24 protein-coding genes and 2 tRNA genes are annotated in these 20743 nt (G+C 44.7%); 12 read left to right on the top strand and 14 right to left on the bottom strand.

Translation table 11 applies throughout. The annotated features are described in order from the left end of the window. Positions 1–20: 20 nt before the first annotated feature. The 6 genes from WC496_07235 to WC496_07260 form a co-directional block, all read right to left on the bottom strand. Entirely contained in the window at positions 21–251 is a 231-nt protein-coding gene (locus WC496_07235; GenBank protein ID MFA5292812.1) for a hypothetical protein, read from the bottom strand. Positions 252–256: 5 nt separating this feature from the next. Next, on the bottom strand, positions 257–1087 hold the full coding sequence (locus WC496_07240; GenBank protein ID MFA5292813.1) for a LysM peptidoglycan-binding domain-containing protein: 831 nt from the start codon (positions 1085–1087) through the stop codon (positions 257–259). Positions 1088–1110: 23 nt separating this feature from the next. After that, a complete protein-coding gene (gene rsmH / locus WC496_07245) occupies positions 1111–2016 on the bottom strand; it encodes a 16S rRNA (cytosine(1402)-N(4))-methyltransferase RsmH (GenBank protein ID MFA5292814.1) in 906 nt (301 codons plus the stop codon). Between the two features lie 43 nt (positions 2017–2059). Then, the gene (locus WC496_07250; GenBank protein ID MFA5292815.1) at positions 2060–2266 is read right to left on the bottom strand and encodes a hypothetical protein; all 207 of its coding nucleotides are present in this window, start codon (positions 2264–2266) and stop codon (positions 2060–2062) included. A 25-nt stretch (positions 2267–2291) separates the two neighbouring features. Then, positions 2292–2765: a hypothetical protein gene (locus WC496_07255; protein ID MFA5292816.1), complete on the bottom strand. Its 474-nt coding sequence runs from the start codon at positions 2763–2765 to the stop codon at positions 2292–2294. A gap of 176 nt (positions 2766–2941) precedes the next feature. Beyond that, a tRNA-Gly gene (locus WC496_07260) sits at positions 2942–3012 on the bottom strand. 183 nt (positions 3013–3195) lie between these two features. Between WC496_07260 and WC496_07265 the strand changes: the two genes are divergently transcribed. The 4 genes from WC496_07265 to WC496_07280 all read left to right on the top strand — a co-directional run bounded on the left by WC496_07265 (position 3196) and on the right by WC496_07280 (position 6365). Further along, entirely contained in the window at positions 3196–4494 is a 1299-nt protein-coding gene (locus WC496_07265; protein MFA5292817.1) for a glutamate-5-semialdehyde dehydrogenase, read from the top strand. Next, positions 4494–5594 (top strand): glutamate 5-kinase, encoded by a 1101-nt coding sequence (gene proB / locus WC496_07270; protein MFA5292818.1) that lies wholly within the window; start codon positions 4494–4496, stop codon positions 5592–5594. Before WC496_07265 ends, proB begins: the two co-directional genes overlap by 1 nt. Positions 5595–5635: 41 nt before the next feature. Continuing rightward, positions 5636–5719: transfer RNA gene (locus WC496_07275), tRNA-Leu, on the top strand. Positions 5720–5819: 100 nt separating this feature from the next. After that, positions 5820–6365 carry a nitroreductase family protein gene (locus WC496_07280; GenBank protein ID MFA5292819.1) on the top strand — a complete coding sequence of 182 codons (546 nt, stop codon included), beginning with the start codon at positions 5820–5822 and terminating at the stop codon, positions 6363–6365. Positions 6366–6516: 151 nt separating this feature from the next. Here the strand turns inward: WC496_07280 and WC496_07285 are convergent, their stop codons facing one another. The 3 genes from WC496_07285 to WC496_07295 all read right to left on the bottom strand — a co-directional run bounded on the left by WC496_07285 (position 6517) and on the right by WC496_07295 (position 8626). Beyond that, positions 6517–7347 carry a hypothetical protein gene (locus WC496_07285; protein MFA5292820.1) on the bottom strand — a complete coding sequence of 277 codons (831 nt, stop codon included), beginning with the start codon at positions 7345–7347 and terminating at the stop codon, positions 6517–6519. Between the two features lie 158 nt (positions 7348–7505). Beyond that, entirely contained in the window at positions 7506–8207 is a 702-nt protein-coding gene (rnc, locus tag WC496_07290) for a ribonuclease III (GenBank protein MFA5292821.1), read from the bottom strand. Between the two features lie 83 nt (positions 8208–8290). Next, entirely contained in the window at positions 8291–8626 is a 336-nt protein-coding gene (locus WC496_07295; protein ID MFA5292822.1) for an STAS domain-containing protein, read from the bottom strand. Between the two features lie 236 nt (positions 8627–8862). On the opposite strand from WC496_07295, the gene WC496_07300 reads away from it, so the two are divergent. The 6 genes from WC496_07300 to WC496_07325 all read left to right on the top strand — a co-directional run bounded on the left by WC496_07300 (position 8863) and on the right by WC496_07325 (position 14157). Next, positions 8863–9489, top strand: a complete 627-nt coding sequence (locus WC496_07300) for a PIG-L family deacetylase (protein ID MFA5292823.1) — start codon at positions 8863–8865, stop codon at positions 9487–9489. Positions 9490–9522: 33 nt separating this feature from the next. Then, positions 9523–9894, top strand: a complete 372-nt coding sequence (locus WC496_07305; GenBank protein ID MFA5292824.1) for a four helix bundle protein — start codon at positions 9523–9525, stop codon at positions 9892–9894. A gap of 108 nt (positions 9895–10002) precedes the next feature. After that, a complete protein-coding gene (locus WC496_07310; protein ID MFA5292825.1) occupies positions 10003–11145 on the top strand; it encodes a glycosyltransferase family 4 protein in 1143 nt (380 codons plus the stop codon). Continuing rightward, positions 11145–12329 (top strand): glycoside hydrolase 100 family protein, encoded by a 1185-nt coding sequence (locus WC496_07315; protein MFA5292826.1) that lies wholly within the window; start codon positions 11145–11147, stop codon positions 12327–12329. Before WC496_07310 ends, WC496_07315 begins: the two co-directional genes overlap by 1 nt. Continuing rightward, positions 12319–13737 carry a hypothetical protein gene (locus WC496_07320; GenBank protein MFA5292827.1) on the top strand — a complete coding sequence of 473 codons (1419 nt, stop codon included), beginning with the start codon at positions 12319–12321 and terminating at the stop codon, positions 13735–13737. Before WC496_07315 ends, WC496_07320 begins: the two co-directional genes overlap by 11 nt. Before the next feature lie 90 nt (positions 13738–13827). After that, the gene (locus WC496_07325; protein ID MFA5292828.1) at positions 13828–14157 is read left to right on the top strand and encodes a DMT family protein; all 330 of its coding nucleotides are present in this window, start codon (positions 13828–13830) and stop codon (positions 14155–14157) included. 23 nt (positions 14158–14180) lie between these two features. Here WC496_07325 and WC496_07330 read toward each other — a convergent pair whose 3' ends face one another. The 3 genes from WC496_07330 to WC496_07340 are packed head-to-tail and all read right to left on the bottom strand — an operon-like array spanning position 14181 to position 17186. Next, positions 14181–14588, bottom strand: a complete 408-nt coding sequence (locus WC496_07330; GenBank protein MFA5292829.1) for a DUF3795 domain-containing protein — start codon at positions 14586–14588, stop codon at positions 14181–14183. Positions 14589–14603: 15 nt separating this feature from the next. After that, positions 14604–16130, bottom strand: coding sequence for a YifB family Mg chelatase-like AAA ATPase (locus WC496_07335; GenBank protein ID MFA5292830.1), 1527 nt, complete (start codon positions 16128–16130; stop codon positions 14604–14606). 21 nt (positions 16131–16151) lie between these two features. Beyond that, complete coding sequence (locus WC496_07340; GenBank protein MFA5292831.1) at positions 16152–17186, bottom strand: hypothetical protein; 1035 nt, start codon at positions 17184–17186, stop codon at positions 16152–16154. Positions 17187–17302: 116 nt separating this feature from the next. Here WC496_07340 and WC496_07345 point away from each other — a divergent pair, with 116 nt between their 5' ends. After that, positions 17303–17707 (top strand): hypothetical protein, encoded by a 405-nt coding sequence (locus WC496_07345; GenBank protein ID MFA5292832.1) that lies wholly within the window; start codon positions 17303–17305, stop codon positions 17705–17707. 265 nt (positions 17708–17972) lie between these two features. On the opposite strand, the gene WC496_07350 is transcribed toward WC496_07345, so the two are convergent. Together WC496_07350 and WC496_07355 are read right to left on the bottom strand one after the other, a co-directional pair. Continuing rightward, positions 17973–19247 (bottom strand): SLC13 family permease, encoded by a 1275-nt coding sequence (locus WC496_07350; protein MFA5292833.1) that lies wholly within the window; start codon positions 19245–19247, stop codon positions 17973–17975. Positions 19248–19304: 57 nt separating this feature from the next. Beyond that, entirely contained in the window at positions 19305–19508 is a 204-nt protein-coding gene (locus WC496_07355) for a hypothetical protein (protein MFA5292834.1), read from the bottom strand. A gap of 162 nt (positions 19509–19670) precedes the next feature. On the opposite strand from WC496_07355, the gene queA reads away from it, so the two are divergent. After that, the gene (gene queA, locus WC496_07360) at positions 19671–20717 is read left to right on the top strand and encodes a tRNA preQ1(34) S-adenosylmethionine ribosyltransferase-isomerase QueA (GenBank protein MFA5292835.1); all 1047 of its coding nucleotides are present in this window, start codon (positions 19671–19673) and stop codon (positions 20715–20717) included. Positions 20718–20743 lie beyond the last annotated feature (26 nt).

The raw sequence follows: 20743 nt of genomic DNA on the forward strand, positions 1-20743 counted from the left end.
CAGGTAAGGTACAGGTCATATTAGTTTCGCTTATTAGTTTCGTCTTTGACAACGTTGGATATCGAAGCCGGATTGATATAGTTTTCGAGCTGCAATTGTTTTTGCCAGAGCTGCTGTTTCAATCTGGCCGTTTTGACCTGGCTGCTTCTGAATTTATAAAATTCGCAATTCTCCGTCCGGCGAAGATACACCGCGGCTATCGAAACAAAGAAAATAACAAGAACAACAAAAATATAACGATATGAAGTCAAATCAATCACTTAGCAGGTAATGTTATTTTTGTGCCGACAATGAGATTGTCGGGGTCGATAGACTTATTCAACTCCACTATTTCCTCGTATCTGCTGCCGTTGCCGAGATATTTGGCGGCGATTTGCCAGAGGCTGTCATTGTCTTTTATAACGTATTGCCGCGATGCCGACGATTTTACCGGGGCAGAAGCGGCGGCAGGGGCCGCTTCTTTTTCAACTTTTTCAAACAGGCCAGTCTGAATAAGCGCCTTTTCCTTTTCGTTCAGCGGAGGAATAACCAGCTTTTGACCAATCTGGAGGTCGTCCATTGATTTGAGTATTTTTTTGTTTGTCTCATAGATTTTTCGGACATTGACAAGTTTCTTTCCCGCCTGTGGACCGTAAAATTTTTGCGCGATGCTCGCGAGGCTGTCGCCATCGCCTACTTCATAAATTGTATTGGAAATTTTACCGGCAGACTGGTCCGATACGACAGGAACTGCCGGGGTTTCAATCACAGCAGTTTGCTGCGGCGGAGTATTTACCGAAGTGCTCTTTACGACCTCACTGGCCGCGGGAAGAATCGCCTGATAATTCTGACCGGTCTGAGTGTTAGCCTCAACCGCAGGCGATACAGTAATGGAAACAACCCTTTTGTTCATAGCCGCGGCGGCATCCCTGCTGGTCCTGTCAACAATGCCAGGCTCATCGGCTCTGTTATAGTGATTGATATAGCCGGCGGTGTCCGGAGTATTGTCTTTCTTGCTGAGAAAATCGGGCAGGCCGTTAATAACAAAAGTAATAGCTACAATAAATACCAACGCTAAAAGCAATCCAATCTTTGCATCGGTTGTCATTGATAAAACTCCTTTTTTAAATATTACAATTTAGCAGCTATTCTTAATTTAGCGCTTCTCGAACGCGGATTTTCAAATACTTCCGTCCGCAGAGCCGTTAACGGCTTTTTAGTAATTATATCATAAATACCCGCGGCTTTGTTCTGCCGAAAATTATTTTTTACTATTCTGTCTTCAAGACTGTGAAAACTTATAACGGCCGCTTTGCCGTCTTTATTCAGCAATAATGGAATAGCATCCAAAAATTTCTCAAGATTGTCAAGCTCATTATTGACCGCAATTCGAAGTGCCTGAAATGTCTTGGTTGCCGGATGAATCCTGCTTCTTCTCGATGTCGGGCTGCAGCCAAGGGCTCGGCAAATAACATCCACCAGCCCCGTAGTTGTTTTAATCTTCGCTGATTTGCGGTAATGAACTATGGAACGGGCAATCTTCCGTGACGCCCGTTCCTGCCCAAAATTAAATATCAGGTCAGCTAACTCCTTTTCGTCCCTGCTGTTGACAATATCAGCGGCGGTAACATCCAGTCTGTCGTCCAGCCGCATATCAAGTTTCATATCATGGCCAAAGCTCAAACCCCTGTCGATATCCGTAAGCTGACCGGAGCAAACGCCCAGGTCGGCGAATATCAAATGGGCGTTTTCAATTCCGTTTTGATGCAGACTATCGGCAATTTCAGCAAAATTTTCCCGAATCAGCAAAACTTTGCACGGCAAATCGCTCAGATTCTGCCGGGCGGCTTCAAGGCATTTCGGGTCAACATCAAAACCTATAAGCACCCCATCCGGGCCAAGAGACTCGGCGAATATCCTGCTGTGTCCGGCGAAACCGATAGTAGCATCGACAACCACGGCATTGCTTTTCAGTTTCAGCTCGGTCCGAATCTGCTGGGCAAGTACAGGTTTGTGCTCAGCCGGCGTATTATTCACTTTTCACTCCTGCTATTATAGACAGGTTCAAATTAAAACCGACTCAACTTATGGCAAGCAGCGATTCCTGCTCGACAAGAGCCTGCACCTGCGGCGAAAAATCGACGTCAACCAGCCGGCGATGTATCTTGCGAACAGCCTGGAGCTTTTCTGCAAGAAGGTTTATCGAAGCAAAGGTTTGCTCGTCTGCGGGTCTTTGGCCTGTCAGGCTTTCCATAACAACGTTACAGTGATCTATATCCATATGCATTCGCTCTCTCCTTAAAGCATTTAATTTATAATTCTTTTCCCTGTTTCACAAGCACCGCCTGTCTTGCCTGCATTGTCTGCTGCTGGAACTGGGCCGAATGGTCTGAAATATATTTTTCCCAGTCGTCTGCGTTCCAGAACTCTATATGGTCCCGAACACCTATAAGCGTAAGATTGTTCTGCAGGTTGGCTCGCTTTCTGATTTTTTCACTGATTAACAACCTGCCCTGCCGATCCAGCTCGACCTTGCTGGCCAAAGCGAAATTCATTCTTTCAAATACGACTGCTTCATCGGGGGCCACCGTCCCTGGCGACTCGGCAAGGGCAATTTGTTGAAAATATTTTTCAGGATAAAGACACAACACGCCGTTGGGACCGGCGGCAAGATAAAAACTGTTGCCGTGCTCATCGCAATCTATCTGACTGCGAAGCTTGTTGGAGACGAAGACTCTGCCCTTCTCATCCACAGTGCCTTCGTATTCACCTGTTAGTAAAAGCATGGTACATATCCCACTTAAGTAATCTTACGGCCCAATTATCCCCACTATTCCCCACTTGTCAACAAACAAAAGCAAATCTTTGAAAAAATCATTAAAATTTCTTATCGGACTTGATAATGGATTGGTCGCTAAAACCTTTTTATTTTACCCAATTTACCAACAGTGTTTACGCAAAAAGCGGGCGATGAGAATCGAACTCACATGACCAGCTTGGAAGGCTGGAGCTTTACCACTAAGCTACGCCCGCTTAAATAACCGATAGTTTTATCGGTATAAAGCCTTATATGGCTGATATTTTAGCCGATGACCCCTGAAATTGTCAAACATAAACAGTTTTCGTGCTATTGGGCCAAAATCACTGGCGAATTCACAAATGATTGTTAAAATGTCTTTTTTAACCTGAGAATTGCGGTCAGGAAGGATTTAAGATATGGATTTAGCGATACTTGCACAATCAGCCAAGAAAGCCTCTATCCGGCTTTCCGCAGTAAGCACTGAAAAGAAAAACAGTGCCCTTAAATCCATCGTCAATGCTCTGAAACAGAATACCGCACAAATCCTGCAAGCAAACAAGCAGGATATGGAAAAGGCTGAGAATGATAAAATATCTCCCGCCCTGCTTAAAAGACTCAAATTCGACAAAAACAAAATCAACGACGCGTGCAGCGGCATTGAAAACCTTATAGCATTGGACGACCCCACCGGAAAGACACTTTACGCAATGCAGATGGATAAAGGCCTTGACCTGTATAAGGTAAGCTGCCCCATCGGTGTAATCGGAGTTATTTTCGAATCAAGGCCCGACGCTTTGGTTCAAATTTCGATGCTTTGCCTCAAGAGCGGCAACGCGGCAATTTTAAAAGGCGGCACAGAAGCGGCGAATACAAATCAAATCCTTTATGAAATCATACGCGATGCAAGCATAAACGCAGGAATACCCGAAAACTGGATTCAGCTTTTGCAAACCCGCGAAGACGTTCAGGCAATGCTGGCACTGGACAAATTCATCGACCTGTTGATTCCAAGAGGCTCGAACCAGTTCGTCCGCTACATTATGGACAACACAAATATACCAGTGCTGGGCCACGCGGACGGTATCTGCCATGTTTATGTTGACGGCCAGGCCGATGTAGAGATGGCGGTTAAAATAACAGTTGACGCTAAAACGCAATACGCAGCCGTTTGCAATTCGGCGGAAACGCTGCTGGTTCACAAAGATGTCGCCCAAAGATTTTTACCCGTGATAAAAAAAGCTCTTGAAGCAAAAGGCGTCGAGCTTCGCGGCTGCGAAAAAACCAGAAAAATAATAGATATAAAACCCGCTGATGAAAAAGACTGGGAAACCGAATATCTTGCCGAGATTCTTTCGATAAAAACGGTCGATTCTATTGACGAGGCTATAGACCATATAAATAATTATGGCTCGCATCATACGGACGCGATTATTACGCAAAGCCGAACTCTCGCCGCCGAATTCCTGCAGCTTGTGGACTCTGCGAATGTATTTCTCAATGCCAGCACACGCTTCAGCGACGGTTACCGTTACGGACTTGGCGCCGAGGTCGGGATAAGCACAAATAAAATTCACGCACGCGGTCCCGTCGGACTCGAAGGATTAGTCATATACAAATGGAAACTTCTCGGCAGCGGACAAATCGTCGCTGATTACTCCGGACCTGACGGGAAACAATTTACGCACAAAAAGCTGAAGAAAGATTTTCATTTATAATGCGGAATTTTAAAGATTCAAAACGGATAGCGATAAAAATCGGCACTAATACGCTGAGTAAAGACGGAGCTGTTGACAGTCTGTTTATTCGTTCTATCGCCCGGCAGGTCGCCGAGCTTATCAAAGACGGCAGAGAAGTTGTCATTATAACGTCCGGCGCAATCGGAATGGGCGCAGGTCAACTAAAAATAACCGAAGCGGTTACCGGAGTACAAATGCGTCAGGCGTGCGCGGCGGTAGGCCAGCCTTTGCTTATGACAGAATACAGAAAGGCGTTCGATAAATTCGGTCTTACATGCGCTCAGGTGCTTTTGACGGCGGAAGTGCTTAATAACCGTCAGACCTATCTGAACCTGAAAAATTCCATCGAAACACTTTTAAAGCTCGGCGTTGTGCCCATTCTTAATGAAAACGACTGCATAGCGACCGATGAAATCGGCACCGCGTTCGGCGATAACGACAAATTAAGCGCACTTGTCGCAAGCAAGCTCGACGCCGATGTATTGATAATAATGAGCGATATTGACGCCCTTTACGACAAGGACCCGAAAAAATTCGACGGCGCCAAACCCATAAAAGTCGTTTATGAAATCACGGATGAGATTTTGAAAAGTGCCGGCAGCAAAGGCAGCGCGTTTGCCACGGGCGGTATGAAGAGCAAACTCGAAGCCGCTAAAATAGCCGCTAACGCCGGCTGCCGAATTGTTCTCGGCAACGGCAGAACAAAAAATATCATAACAAAAATCATCGCCGGCGAGGATATCGGCACGGTATTTATGCCGAAAAGGAAATTGAGCAATCGCCTGCGGTGGCTGTTAAATAGTACGGCAAAAGGAACAATCACGATAGATGACGGCGCGGTCGAGGCGATAAAGAAAAAGAAATCGTTATTGCCGAAAGGCGTTAAGACCGTAAGCGGTAATTTTGATATCGGCGATGTTGTAATGCTTAATGCAATCGCAAAAATGGTTACCAATTTCAGCAGTGATGAGCTAAAAAAAATAGCCGGCAGGCACAGCAGTCAGATAAGGGACATTCTCGGCCCTGATAAAAAAGACGTTATCGCGATACCGGAAAATATCGTTTTTCTTGATTACTGAGTTGACAAAAGGTCAAAGTTGTAAATAATCCTTGTTTCTCGGCCGAAGTGGCGGAACTGGCAGACGCGCAGGATTCAAAATCCTGTCCTCGCAAGAGGGTGTGGGTTCAATTCCCACCTTCGGCATTAACAACAGTTGCTTTATGCAGTTGCGCCAGTCCTCGAACCGCAAAAAAATACTTCCAGCAGAAAAACGGCTGTACAATGACAGAGGCGGATGGAAATTATGAACTTTTTAGAACTGGTAAATAAACGATACAGCGTAAGAAATTACAGTCAAACCCCTGTTGTCCGTGAAACTATCGCCAAATGTATCGAGGCCGCAAGGCTCGCACCGTCGGCCTGCAACTCTCAGCCATGGAAATTTATCGTAGTCGATGAGCCCGGCCTTAAAATTGATGTCGCCAAAGCCGCATTTGAAGGGGTATTAAACGTTAATCATTTCGCGTTTAAAGCTCCTGTTCTGATTTTAATCGTTTCTCAGCGTCAAAAATTGCTCGCAAAGATTGGAAGCATAGTCAAGAGAAAGAATTTCAGTCTGATGGATATAGGCATTGCGGCAGAGCATTTCTGTCTTGAGGCCGCCGAGCAAGGCATTGGAACGTGCATACTTGGCTGGTTCAATGAAAAAAAAGTTAAGAAAACACTCGGCATCCCAAAAAATAAAAGATTAGAACTTATAATTTCCGCCGGTCTGTCCGCTGATGAAAAAGTGCCGGGCAAAATACGAAAAAAACCTGAAGAAATCACGTCTTACAATAAATATTTATAACTTTAAAATTGACGAAGTAAAACCCAAGAGTATTTCTGAAAATATCATTACTTCAAAAACAAGATTGCTTCGCCCCAAAGGGACTCACAATGACGAGGTGCCCCCGCTGCCGGTTTAATTCCAACTCTCGTTATTAAAAAAATGGTTCAGCTTAATGGTTCGGGTCTTTCGGCAATACATAATACCGCGGACGATATCTATTCCCCCGCCATAAATTCGTCATATCATCTTCGACCCTCAGCAGCCGCTGTTCGAGAAGTTTTGCAGCCACTTCGATGCTGTTCATTTTTTTGTTCAGCGCCTTATATCCCCCTATTGCAACTGTATTATTGGCAAGTTCACGACGGATGGCTTCGATATTGTTCGAACTTTCGGTAATCTGTTCCTGCATTTGCTGCAGGCGGGCATCGAGCGTCGAGAGCAGTTCCATGTTTCTCATTTCTGAGCGGGCTTTAGCCTGCTGTGCCCATTTTTCCATATCTGTTTTTATCAGGCTGATTTTTTCATCGAGTTCCATAACAAGCTTATGCTCCGGCCCAAGGGCGCCTTCCGCGACGGCTCTGGCGTTCTCAAAACATCGTATCGCCTGTATAAACTCATCGGGGTCATCCTGAAAATCCCAGACTTTCTGCTCAAAATATTTTCCTGTATCCCGCCAGTAATCCAGTTCAGAAACAGTTTTATTGATAATCGACTTTTTGTCTATGTCATTTTTGGAATATGTCGATAACAGTATCTTACTGCCTTTAATTTCAGAGATTTCGATATTAAACGGGTCCTCGTTCACAATTTCCCCGCTAACCCTTCTGCCGTCAGTCAGATTAAACGAAACAAGCTGGACCTTCTCGATGGGTTTTCTTCGGACCGACGATAAGTTGGTATCTGTTTGAGCGAAAATATGCGTCGGCAAAATAAGGATTAAATTTAAGACGATAAAAGCGGGTATGATACTAACAGAACTTTTTTTATTCGCGGGAATCATTTGAAAGCCTCCCTGTAAAAAGTTTTTAATATATACAATATTATAGGTTTGAGACAAAGCGATTACAAGCCTCAAATTTTACAATGCGGCACAGACGGCTTGACTTGCAGGGAAAAGATTATTGAATGTCGGGGGAAAATTAAAGCCTGATATTTGGGTTATTCCTCTTTTTTCTGTTTGATTACGCCCAGTTCAGCCAGTGCGTTATAAGCAGCATTCTGCTGCGCTTCTTTTTTCGTATTTCCCCAGGCGCTGGAATAGCGTTTACTGTCTACAACAACGGCACTTTCGAAGCATTTGTTATGGTCGGGGCCTTTTTCATCGAGAATTTCATAAGTAACCGTACTGTCAAGATGCTGCTGGGCGTACTGCTGAAGAAGCGATTTGAAATTTTCCTGATGTTCGTCGGCATCGGCCTGTTCGATAAGCGGACCGAAAATCCTCATAATGAAATCCTTTGCCGAGGCAAAACCTCCGTCGATATATATCGCCGCTATTAAAGCTTCGAGGGTGCCGGCCGCGACCGAGCCTTTCAGCGACCTGCTTTTCTCCATGCCCGGCCCCACATTAAGCAGGCCGTCGATTTCCAGTTGATTGGCAAGAAGCGAACAGGTCTTGCGGGAAACAAGTTTGCTCTTTATTTTCGTAAGGTCTCCCTCAAGATAGGCTGGGAATCTTTCGAAAAGAGCCTGGCAGATTGTCAGTCCGAGAACAGAATCGCCGAGAAATTCGAGTCTTTCATTGCTGTCGAGCTTGCCGGAGGCAGCCGAAGAATGAGTAAGGGCTTTTTGCAGAAGGATATGGTCGGAAAATTTATATTGAAGTGCTTTTTCAATTCGCTGCACAATTTGCTTGTCCATAAATACTTCCTGTTACGCTCAATGCGGCTTTCGATACCGAGGCGTGATATTAGCATTTTGTGCCATAGATGTCAACCGCGGACCTATGAAGTTAATTGCAGACCGGCAAGGGCGATAAACCTGTCCTCGACAAATTCGAAGACTTTATCCAGACCGGTAATAGCGAAAATACCTCTGGTCTTTTGACTCGTGCCGCAAAGGACAAATTGCTGATTGTTGTCGTCAAGAATTTTTTGAAGCCTGAGCAGTTGGGCAAGACTGGAAGAGGTTACAATGTCCACCTCTGAAAAATCTATTACCACGCTGCAGTTTTTCCGATGGCGAACCACATCCGTTACGGCCTTAAGTTCATCACACATATCCGGCTCCGGTGCGATATCAACCAGTATTACATTTTCAGACCAATCCTGAATTCCCATCTCAATTCTCCTTTATTCCGAGTTTCGTCATATCCATTTTATCGGCAGTCATTAAGGTAAGATTAACAAAAATAACTATAACCGCTGTTACAATAATAAAAGCTGTTTTTCACTCAATAAACGACTATCTTATAGGTCCTGCAAAGGTCTGCGGCAGTCAAACCAAAGCCGGCGATTGACAAAAACAAAATTATAAGTAGTCTTAAATCGTTAAATTTATTCTTAAAAGAGCGATTTTGGATTCATCCGTCAAAAAAGATGTATTTGCCGAGATAAAAACCGGAGCGGTAATTGTCGCTCATCCGGATGATGAAACTCTATGGGCAGGCGGCACCATACTGATGCATCCTGAAATTAACTGGACGATAATGACGTTATGCAGAAAATCCGACCCGGACAGGGCGCCCAAATTTCTTAAGGTCGCAAATATCCTCGGAGCCAAAGGCTTTATGGCAGACCTCGACGATGGCCCCGACCAGAAACCTCTGGAACAATCCGATATTCAGCGTACAATCTTAAATACCCTGCCGGTAAGAAGTTTTGATGTTATTATGACCCATAATCCCAAAGGCGAATATACAAGACATCTGCGGCATGAGGAAGTTTCGCAGGCGGTTTCAGGCCTTTTCAAAAAACAGGACCTGAAAGCTGGAAAACTGTTGTTTTTCGCTTATGAGGACGGCGGGAAAAAATATCCGCCGCGGCCCCGAAAAGATGCTGATATTGTGATTAATCTGCCGAAAAACATTTGGCAAAAGAAAAAAGATATTATAATTAACAGTTATGGTTTTTCACCCGATAGTTTCGAAGCGACGGCTGCTTCGGATGTCGAGGCGTACCAAATATTGAAGAATGAAGATTGAAAATTGAAGATTGAAGATTAGGAAGTTGTAGATATGAACGAAATTAGTAAATACAAACAAATAGAAAAACGAACAACTGATTTCGCCCATCGGTGCGTAAAACTTGCGATTGCCCTGGAAGGAACAAGGCTGGGTAATCACATATCAGGGCAATTAATAAGATGTTCCACATCAGTAGCGGCAAACTATCGTGCTTGTAATCTCGCCCAGACGAAAGCAAGTTTTGCTGCCAAATTGAGCATTGTACTTGAGGAAACAGATGAATCGATTTTCTGGATGGATTTTTCATTAGAAGAAAAATTAATACAAAAATCCAAGATAAGATTATTAGTTGAAGAAGCGAATGAACTAAAAGCAATATTTTTCGCATCTCGTAAGACATTGAATTCACAAAGAAAACGGTGATATTTATGAAGTTTTTAATTGTAAAATCTTCAATCTTAAATCTTCAATTTTCAATTTTTTATGTTTATACTGCTATAAGGTTTTGATTTTTTTACAGGAGTCTGACAAGTGAAAGTACTCGTTCTTTATGATTATCCGCCTTCTCCGGGCGGGCTGGCGACACAGGGAGATTTGCTTTACAGAGGTCTTAAAGAAATGGGCGTCGATACTTACGCGGTAAACTTCGAATCCGCGCAGGAAAAAGAATGGTACTACCGCTGGTTCGAGCCTGACGTTGTAGTGGGCATCGGTTACTGGGGACATACTCCTCATCTTGTTATGCATCCGCAGCGTTATGGTGTTACGCCGGTTCCCTGGCTCGTGGCTGACGGGTATATCGCCAATTACAGGGAAATTCTCGAAGCACTGCCTTTGATACTCGTAACATCCGAATGGGTGAAAAAGGTTTACATCCGCGACGGCCTGAGCGGCAAAAATATCGAGGTTTTGCCGGTCGGCTGCGACACAGATTCGTTTTGTCCGCGAGACAGGCACGACCAAAAAATAAGCACTGTCCGCGAGGCACTGGGCGTCGCCGAAGAAGACCTGATGATACTTACTATCGGCGGCGATGCCGCTTCGAAAGGTGCACAGGAAGTTATGAAGGCACTTGCATTGATTGACAACAAGGCCCCGGCGTGGAAATATGTCTGCAAGGTCTGGCCGCAGCCGAGAACCGAACATCAGAATCTTCTGGATTTGCAGCTTGCCACACAGTTGGGAATTGAAAAGAACGTGATTTATACCACAAACAGAATTTCAAGAAATTTTATGCCGTATTTAATTGAAGCCTGCGATATTTACGCAGCACCGAGCCGGCTTGAAGGTTACGGAATGATTCAGGTCGAAGCCAACGCCTGCGGCAAGCCGGTTATCAGTATCAATGCAATGGGACTTCTCGATACGATGATTCAGGGCAAAACGGCGTTTCTGGCTGACGTTGAACAGGAAATAACCATAAAAGAAACAACCGTCGGCACAGAATCAGGTTTTGAGCCGAACAGCAAAATTATATTCAAGGAGCCTCGAGTAGTTGACTACCGTGCAAGTATACAAGACATTGCAAAGTATCTTCTTGAGCTTATGAACAATCCCGAACTGCGAAAAACAATGGGCGAGAACGGGCGTAAAAGAGCAGTTGAAAATTTCGACTATAAATTAGTCGCGAAAAAATTTGTAAATATTGTTTCCAAAAGGCTCGGCATTAAATAATGGAAAAAAAAGACCAAAAGCTAATCTCGGCGGCCAAAGAAGCGGCATTAAAAGTTTTGCTGCATAACAACCACGGTCCGTATTACGGTCTGCCGCGAACCGCCGGCTGGGGTTATCCTGAGTCTTATACACGCGATATGATGATTTGTTCACTTGGCGTTTTGGCAAGCGGGCAGGAGAAACTTTTAAAAACACTCAAACGTGTGCTCGAAAAGCTCGCCCAGAACCAAACTCAGCGGGGCCATATCCCGTCACTGGTTCACGACAAAGAAGACCGCGGAGCAAGCGACACTACGCCGCTGTTTCTTATGGCTGTCGCTTTATACCGAAAAGCGACCGGCGATGAACCTTTCCTTGAAGAAGCCGTCCAAAAATCTCTCACGTGGATGGAATATCAGAGCCCCTCAGACAGACTCATCACCGCACAATTGCCGACAAGCGACTGGCGAGACGAACAATGGGTGCTCGGATACGGTCTTTATGTTAATACCATCGTCTATACTTACTTAAAACTCTTAGGCTTTGATGAGAAGGCAAGTCGAGTTCAGGAAGAAATGGGGAGATTTGCTATAATGAGCGAACGTCAGCATCGGCACGTCCACGAAGGTCTTGTTCTGAAACACAAGCCGTATTATGCCTTCTGGTCTTACAAGGTGCACAAAAGCGAACGTTTTGATTTGCTCGGCAACAGCCTGGCGATTCTTTCCGGCATAGCATCGAAAACAAGAGCGAAAGAAATTGTAATATGGATAGAAACCGAATGTAAAAATTTGAGGGCCAACGAAGACCTCGCGGTGGATTTGCCGCCGAATTTCTTTCCATATACCCGGCCGGGCGACCCTGACTGGATGAAGCGGTATGAAAAATATAACCAGCCGGGCGAATATCATAACGGCGGAATCTGGCCGTTCATCTGTGGTTTTTATATTGCCGCTCTTGTCGCGGCAGGCAGATACAGGCTCGCAGAGAAAAAACTTGTGGCTCTTACCAATTTAATCAGGCAAACGAGAGTGGCCGAGGTTGAATTTGGTTTTAACGAATGGCACAGGGCGCAGGACGGCAAAGCCTGCGGCGAAGACTGGCAAAGCTGGTCGGCCGCGATGTATTTTTATGCCGCCTGCTGCGTCGAACAAAGAAAAACTCCGTTCTTTGACGAAATAAGAAAGGTAAATCATGCCGTATAATATTCGAATAGTCAGTACATATCCGCCGAGAAGGTGCGGAATCGGAACGTTCAGCAGAGACCTCGCTAATTCGCTCGAGCATTTTACAGGCGAAGTCGGTCATATCAGGGTGGCTGTTATCGACAAGGACAATCTTCCTTATCATATACCGGTAGATTTGATTATCGACCAGTATGACCCTCAATCGTGGCGGGATGCCACAAATGATATCATCACCCGCGCGAAGGAAAGCATAAACAAAACTATTATACTCCTTCAGCACGAATTCGGCCTTGACCCGGACGATAAAGGCAACAACGGCGCAGGTACGAACTTTGTTAATATGGCAAAGGCTTTTTCTGAAAAAGGATTGACTGTACTTGTTTACCTGCATACTGTTCTTGACGACCCCAATCAACATCAGAAAAAAGTAGTGCAGTACCTTGCCCATTACAGCAGCGGCCTTATCGTAACAACTGAAAGCGCAATCCAGATTCTCCATTCTCCCCTCTACGAGATAGAGCACGATAAATTAAAACATATTGACCACGGCATAAGGATGAGCCATCCATCACAGTTCGATCGGTTGGAGATAAAAGAAAAATTCGGTCTCAAGAACCGTTTCCTGATAACAACGATAGGATTGCTGTCTCCCGATAAAGGCGTTCAGTACGGCATAAGAGGACTTGGTAAATTTCTTACCGAATCCTGCACGCCGGCACAGAGAAATGATATCGTATATCTAATCGCGGGACAATGCCATCCTGAGTTTGCCAAATACGGCAACGGTGAAGATTACAGGCGTTTTCAGCAGCTCATTAGCGAATCTCTCAAGCAGGCAGACGTCCGATGGTGTACAGTAAAAAATCTGGAAGGGATTCCGTTTGAGGAATATGACGTCATTTTTCTCGATAACTTTCTTGAGGAAAAATTACTGCTCGAACTTTACGGAGCATCGAATGTTATGCTTTTGCCGTATTTGAATATGCAGCAGATTTCCAGCGGTATTCTCGCCGATACTCTCGGTTCCGGCAGAGCGGCTATAGCAACAAAGTTCCGTTATGCACTCGAATTGATTTTATCAAATCATAAATGTCCCGACGGCCTTGTTATCGGCAGGCATGCAAGAGGTATTTTGGTCGACCCCGGCGAGGAAAGCGTCGAACAAATTGCCCAGGCACTTGATTATCTGGTCTTCAATCAGGCACAAAGGCTGCTTATGGAAAAACAGGCCCATCAAAGAGGTTATCAGATGAGCTGGCATAATACCGCCTGGGCGCTTTTACAATATGCCAATTTTTTAACTGAAGAAAAACAGATTCATACCGGAAGAGGTCTGAAATTCAAACGGGAAAAACCTTCGATTTATCAGCGTACCCAAACTGCACCTCCTGAACTTCCCAGGCAAAAAGAAAAACCAAATGCTTAGAAATATTTTAGACTCTTATTATATCGACTTATTACAGCTTTTAGGAACCTCTTAAACAAAGCATCTCATTCCACACTCGGAGCCAAATCTATGAAAACTATCATTCTCCTTACGATTTCCAATATCTTTATGACCTTTGCGTGGTACGGACATTTGAAATTCAAGGATAAGCCTCTCGCATGGGTAATTCTCATAAGCTGGCTGATAGCGTTTGCAGAGTATTGTTTTCAGGTTCCCGCCAACAGGATCGGCAGTTACGTTTTTACCGCTGCGCAGTTAAAAACCATTCAGGAAGTAATTACACTGGTCGTTTTTTCAGTTTTTTCGATACTTTATCTGAAAGAGGAGTTTCGCTGGAATTATGCAGCAGGATTTTTATTGATTGTTCTGGCGGTTTTTGTAATCTTCAAAAAATGGTAAAAAAGATGTCAGGGGTTTTTCTCTTATTTCTTTTTTCCACAGCTATAACAAAAACCTTTATGAACACAAATAGTCCCGCCGCAATTGGAACATATCCATCTTGTTTTTTCGTTTAGTAAAAATTTTCTAATACCAGATTTTTCAATATTTCCAAGATTTTCAATCATGCTCATATTATACTTCGTTCTATATCTTTTATCCAAATGCTTCAATTTATCGCAGGGAAGATCATTACACTGAAAACAAAACTTTGCCTTTTTATTTTTAAAAACTTCGCAGATTTTGATTTTGCATTTAACGCGGGTTATCGGCTTGCCAATATCCGAGCCCCGGCACCCCGGGCATTTGTTATTTTCTCTTAAATACGCATGGCAAACACCGCAATTTATTCCACATGGAGCAATAAGTGAAGCTGCATTTAATGATGCCATAATAAACCTTATTTATTATAAACTTCTGTCTAACTTTCTGTAACTGACGGCTTCGGCGATATGTTCGGCGCTGATATTTTCCTGGCCCGTCAAATCGGCGATGGTCCTTGCGACCTTGCAGATTTTGTCGTGTGCCCTTGCCGATAAACCAAATTCAGTCATTGCGTTTTTCAAAACCATTTCCGCAGGCGTATCGAGGTCGCAGTATTTACTCACCTGCCTGTGCGTCATCGTGGCGTTTGTGGTCGTCTTTTTTTCGCCGAACCTTTTTCTTTGGATTTCTCTTGCGGCCACAACCTCCCGCCGTATCGCCGCTGAATCATAGGAGCTTTGTTTCGAGCGTAATTTGCTGAATGTAACACTGGGCACATCAATATGAATATCAATCCTGTCGAGCATCGGTCCTGAAATTCTCGCCATATACCGTTCAATCTGGTTCGGCGTACATTTGCATCTTTTCTGTGCCGAGCCGAAATATCCGCACGGACACGGATTTGTCGCGGCGACGAGCATAAAATTGGCCGGGAATGTAATTGAGCCTTTCGCACGTGAGACAGTAACCTTTTTTTCCTCCAAAGGCTGACGAATCATTTCCAAAACGTGTCTTGGAAATTCGGCAAACTCATCGAGAAATAAAATTCCGTTATGTGCAAGTGATAATTCGCCGCAGCGCGGATTAGTTCCGCCGCCAACCAGTGCCGCACCTGTCGCAGTATGATGCGGCGTTCGAACGGGTCTTGTCGCCATCAATGCCTTGCCGTCGAGCAGGCCGATGGTGGAATAAATCCTTGTCGTTTCCAGCGATTCAGTCAATCCCAATGGCGGTAGAATAGTAGCGAGCCTTTGAGCGAGCATTGTTTTTCCCGCTCCCGGCGGACCTATCATCAGAATATTATGCCCGCCTGCGGCGGCGATTGTCAGTGCGCGTTTGACGGTCTCCTGTCCTTTGACATCGGCGAAATCCACATCGTAAACTCCCGCCTGCTTGAGAAGATGGTCGATATCGACATAAGCGGATTCCAGCGCTACCTGCCCTGCCAGAAACGATGCAGCCTGGGCCAGCGAGCCGACGCCGAAAACCTCGATATCTTCTACGACTGCGGCTTCGCGGACATTTTCCAAAGGTACAATCATACTTTTAAAGCCCCCTGCCTGTGCCGCCATCGCCATACTCAATACACCGTTAACCGGCCGAACTCTGCCATCGAGAGCAAGTTCGCCGATAATGACAAAATCCTTTATAACGGGACTTTCAATCGCTTTTGTGGCAAGCAGAATTCCCAGCGCAATCGGCAAATCGAACCCGGGCCCGACTTTTTTGACGTCGGCAGGCGCAAGATTTATTACGCTTTTTGTTTTTGGGTATGTGTAGCCTGAATTTGTTACCGCCGATTGAACCCGTTCGATGCTTTCCTTTACAGCGGTATCCGGCAGGCCGACTATCAGTGATTTTTCAAACCCGCTGCGTTTTATATGAACTTCGACCTCGCAGATTATTCCTTCGATTCCTTCAAGCGTTACGCTATGCAGTTTTGCAAGCATATCTCCTCCCTGATCTTACCGTTACGGCAGTCTCTTGAAATGCAGGTATTCGACAACAATCAAAATCAGCCAGCCTATTTGCAGAACAAAAAATAATATTATTTGTATCCACTCGGCACGATGTTTTGCCGAAACTGTAAAGTTTTCCATAATCAGCGAATAACTGTCCTGAAGCGATTCGAGTTTGCCGCGGATAGTTCTTCTCCAGTCGTCGATTTTAAATTTTGCCGCAGCCATCTCATAGAAACGTGCCGAGTACCAGTCGCCGATAAGCTTGATATCGCGTTCGAGTCTTTGCAGTTCCGAACTGGAAGTCATTCGTATCTCCATGGTTTCTTTCATTTTCTGCGCCAAATCTCTGCCGCGCAGGCTTCCGCCTACCGGTATATTATGCAGCAGTTCTGCCAACCGGGTCAGTCTCCCGTCAAGCTGATGGTCAAGAAGTCGGCACCTTAAAAGCTGAAGATTCGCAAGCGTCAGCAATTCCAAATCTTCCTCGATATCGCCGTTGGGGTCGAATAGAAACGCTCCGTCCCAGTCGATTATCGATAAATCATTATTATCATATTTGATTTTACTGTTGAGTGTGTATTGCACTTCCTGCGGGTCGAGGCTTAACAGTTCTTCCGATTTCAGAAGCGACACGATAATATCTTTGTTATTGAGGAACTGCTCAGGCGCGCCTTCGTAATCAGTAACCGCAAAAACCGAGTACTCTTCACTGAACAAAGGCTCGCCGCCGTATTCCTTCAGGATTTCATACGAATGTTCGTAAGACTGCTTCTCGAGTGCAAAAATTTCCTTATGAAATATGCTTTCAACCTCTATTGTCGTCTGAATCAGAAGCACATCGGGCTGATACCCGCGAAGGTGATATGTTACGTTTTTGTCTCCGATGGCATAACTTCCCTGCCCGACTATTACCTGTTTCGGCACAGCGGTTTTATAATACACCGGAGAGCTTTTGATAACCGCGGGATTGAATACTTCGCCGGTAAGCTGCTTCGAAACTTTTCCCAATAATAACGTGATAAGTCGTTGTTTTACCTCTGCCATATTGTAAATTATAACTGCGTTTTGTCTTTATACCAGTATGTTTTGGTTTTTCTCTTTGCTTTTTTCAGGCATTCTGCGTTACAATTCTCCCGTCTATTTTAGTCAAAGGAGATAAAATGGAAATCGAGGCTTTTCTATTATGCGACGCCGCAACGGAACAGCAGGGAAAATTGAATATTTTAGGGGCTTTTGACAATATATGGGTCAGGCAATTGCCTGCCAAGCACCCCTTCTGCTCAATCGCGGCAAGAATCCGTTTTGACAGAATAGAAGAAGGTAATCATCCCGTTAAAATCCAGATAATCGACGAGGACGGCAAAAATATAGCCCCCAAACTCGAAGGCAATATATCCGTACGAACCGGCCCCGGTTTTGATTCCTCCGCAACTAACCTTATTCTCAATATCCAGGGCCTGGAATTTAAGCAATATGGACGGTATCAAATCGACCTGGCGGTTGACGGTCAGCTGCAGGCTTCGCTGCCTTTAAGGGTAAGCGAAGTGCCAAAACAGGCCCAATAAATCTGTTTTTTGAAATCATAAACCCTTTGCCTAAAGCAAGTTATAAAATTTTAAAAAAATGTAAAAAAAATATCAAAAAACCCTTTGCAAAAACCAGATACTGGGATATAATAGATGGCGTAGTAATGCTCTTTTTTTTCTTATAATGGTTTTGGTTTCGCTGAAGTGAAATGTTTTTTTATAACCCAATAGTTCTATATATTAAATACTAAGGGTTTTGCTTCAGCAAGGCTCAGGTCTCCTGAGCCTTTTTTATTGCGCAATTTTACACCGGCCGCCATATCAGCCAGACAAATATATACGCTGCGCCAACCGCGGCGAGGGTAAACGGTAATCCTATTTTTACAAAGTCCCCGAACTTAACCTGATACCCTTCTTTCTTCAGTATCCCGCAGCCTATGATATTTGCCGATGCTCCGATTGGTGTAATATTTCCGCCAAGACTTGCACCAATCAGCAGGCCGTAAAGAAACAACGACGGCTCCATATTAAGTTTAGCGGCCATTGAAATCGCTACCGGCAGCATCGCCGCCAGGAAAGGCACATTGTCCACAAACGCCGAGACAAAAACAGAGATAAAAACTATTAACGTATAACCTAAAAATATGTTTTGCCCTACCAGCTTCGACATAAATTCAGCGATTGTTTCAATCCAGCCTGTCGCGGTAACGCCGCCGACAAGCACAAAAATACCCATCAGAAACAAAGTTGTGTCCCAGTCGAGAGACTTTACCCCCGCTATAATAGAAGTTTTATTAACAAATTTTTGCCACAGCAGGGAAATCGTTCCAAAGACCATACACATTATACCGGCCAGACAGGAAAAGCCTGTATCGAAAAAGCTCGATGCGGCAAGTGCGATTATTAAAACGACCAGCAATATTGTAGGAACCCATGATTTGACTTTTTCTACCGCTACAATCCCGGTCTTTTGGCGGTGTTTTCTGAAAATAAAATAAAGGACGCAAAACGAAACGGCCGCACCGATTTCAACTGCGAAAAAGATACTCGGCCTGCCGTGATAGAAAAAGAAATCCCAAAATGTCATTTTCGCGAAACCTCCCAAAAGCATACTTGGCGGGTCTCCTATTAACGTTGCCGTTCCCTGCAGGTTACTCGATATGACAATCCCTATCATCATATTAACAGGACTGATTTTAAGTTTTTTCGCCAGTGCCAGTGCTATCGGCGCAACTATCAGAACCGTCGCGACATTTTCAACAAACGCCGAGATAAATCCTGTCAGCATACAAATAAAAAGTATCGCCCACGTTGTGTTTTTGGCCTTGTTGACAATGACCTCGGCGAGCCACGCCGGCATCCTGCTTTCCATAAATATATCGGCAACGGCCAGCGTACCGACAAATATTCCCATCACGTTCCAGTTTATCGCCCAAAAAGCCTGCCTGAGCGTGATTGCTCCGGTAAAAATAACCAGCAGGCTCGCTATAACAGCGATAACGGTTCTTCTGGCGGGCAGAAAAACAAATAACGCATACGCTATAATAAATAGAGATACTGCTATTGTCCGGTGTTCCATAATGGGGATAATTTTAACCTGCCGGAAACTTTACGCAAGCAAATTTGAAATGGTTGTTCAGTTGCTTTTCTTTTTTAATTTCGCCGTTATCGCCGCGAAAAGTATATGTCTCAGCCGGTCAATTGTCAAACTGCCGAGATACTCATCGGTGAAGTCGAACCTGAAATTGCCCCTGAAATTTTTGAGTCTTTTTTCTACCTCGCTCCTGCCGAGCGACGAGATGGAACTTGCAAGCCGTTCAAATGTTCTTTCCGTGTCCATTTATCTTCTGTCCCGAATCAATCTTTATCACTGCTCTTTTTATCGGATTTAATCGCCTGTGGTTTTCTTTCTAAAAAACAAATACAGAAAAAACGCTTATTATCAGAAACAAAACCGGATAATTTTTTTGTCATTTTCCCGAAGGTCTGATAATTTACTGTTATGGAAATCGAAAAACTCAATTACGACCTGCCGCCGGAGTTAATCGCTCAAAAGCCGGCCCAAAACCGCAGCGACAGCAGAATGCTCGTTCTGAACCGCACCGATGGCTCTCTGCGAGACAGCAGTTTCTCCAAAATCTGCGATTTCCTGCAAAAAGGCGACTGCCTTGTCATAAATAATACAAAAGTCATCCCCGCAAGGTTCTTCGCTCAAAAGAAAACCGGTGCTCAAATCGAAGGCCTTTTCCTGACAGTGCAGGATGACAAATGGAAAGTAATGCTGAAAAATTCGGCACGCGTAAAAGAAGGCCAAGTCATATTTCTGCTCGACAGGGATAAAAAACAATACTGCCCCGCCGTCATCGACACTAAGCTCGAGGCCGGTCAATGGCTCATAAAACCAGACTGCAAGGTGCCCGCTGAAAATATTTTAGACAGCATCGGTTTTGCTCCCCTGCCACCTTATATAAAAAGACCACAGGGCGGCTGCGAATATGAACTCGACAATAATCGCTATCAGACCGTTTACGCCCTCAACAACGGCGCCATCGCCGCCCCGACCGCAGGGCTGCACTTTACGCCGGGGCTTCTCGAACAAGTCAAGGCGAAAGGAATATCCGTTGCCCAGATTACACTTCACGTCGGCCAGGGTACTTTCCTTCCCGTAAAAACCGAAACTCTTGAAGAACACGAAATTCACAGCGAAGAATATTTCATCGATGAACAAAACGCAGATATTATTAACAAAGCAATTCAGGCCGGCGGAAGAATTTTCGCCGTCGGCACAACATCCGTCAGAACTCTCGAAACAGTCGCGCAGGGCAGAAAAGTAACGCCGTCAAAAGGACAAACAAATCTGTTCATCACCCCCGGCTTTGAGTTTAAGATTACCGGTTGCTTAATCACGAACTTTCACCTGCCCAAATCCACACTGCTCGCCCTGGTCGGAGCATTCGCCGGATTGGAGACAATTCTTGCCGCCTACAGCCACGCCGTAAAGGAAAAATACCGTTTTTATTCCTATGGCGATTGTATGCTGATACTGTAACGCAAATCGTAACTCTTTTATTCCAA

Source organism: Phycisphaerae bacterium (genome assembly GCA_041652575.1).
In the GTDB taxonomy this organism is placed as follows: Bacteria; Planctomycetota; Phycisphaerae; order Sedimentisphaerales; family UBA12454; genus UBA12454.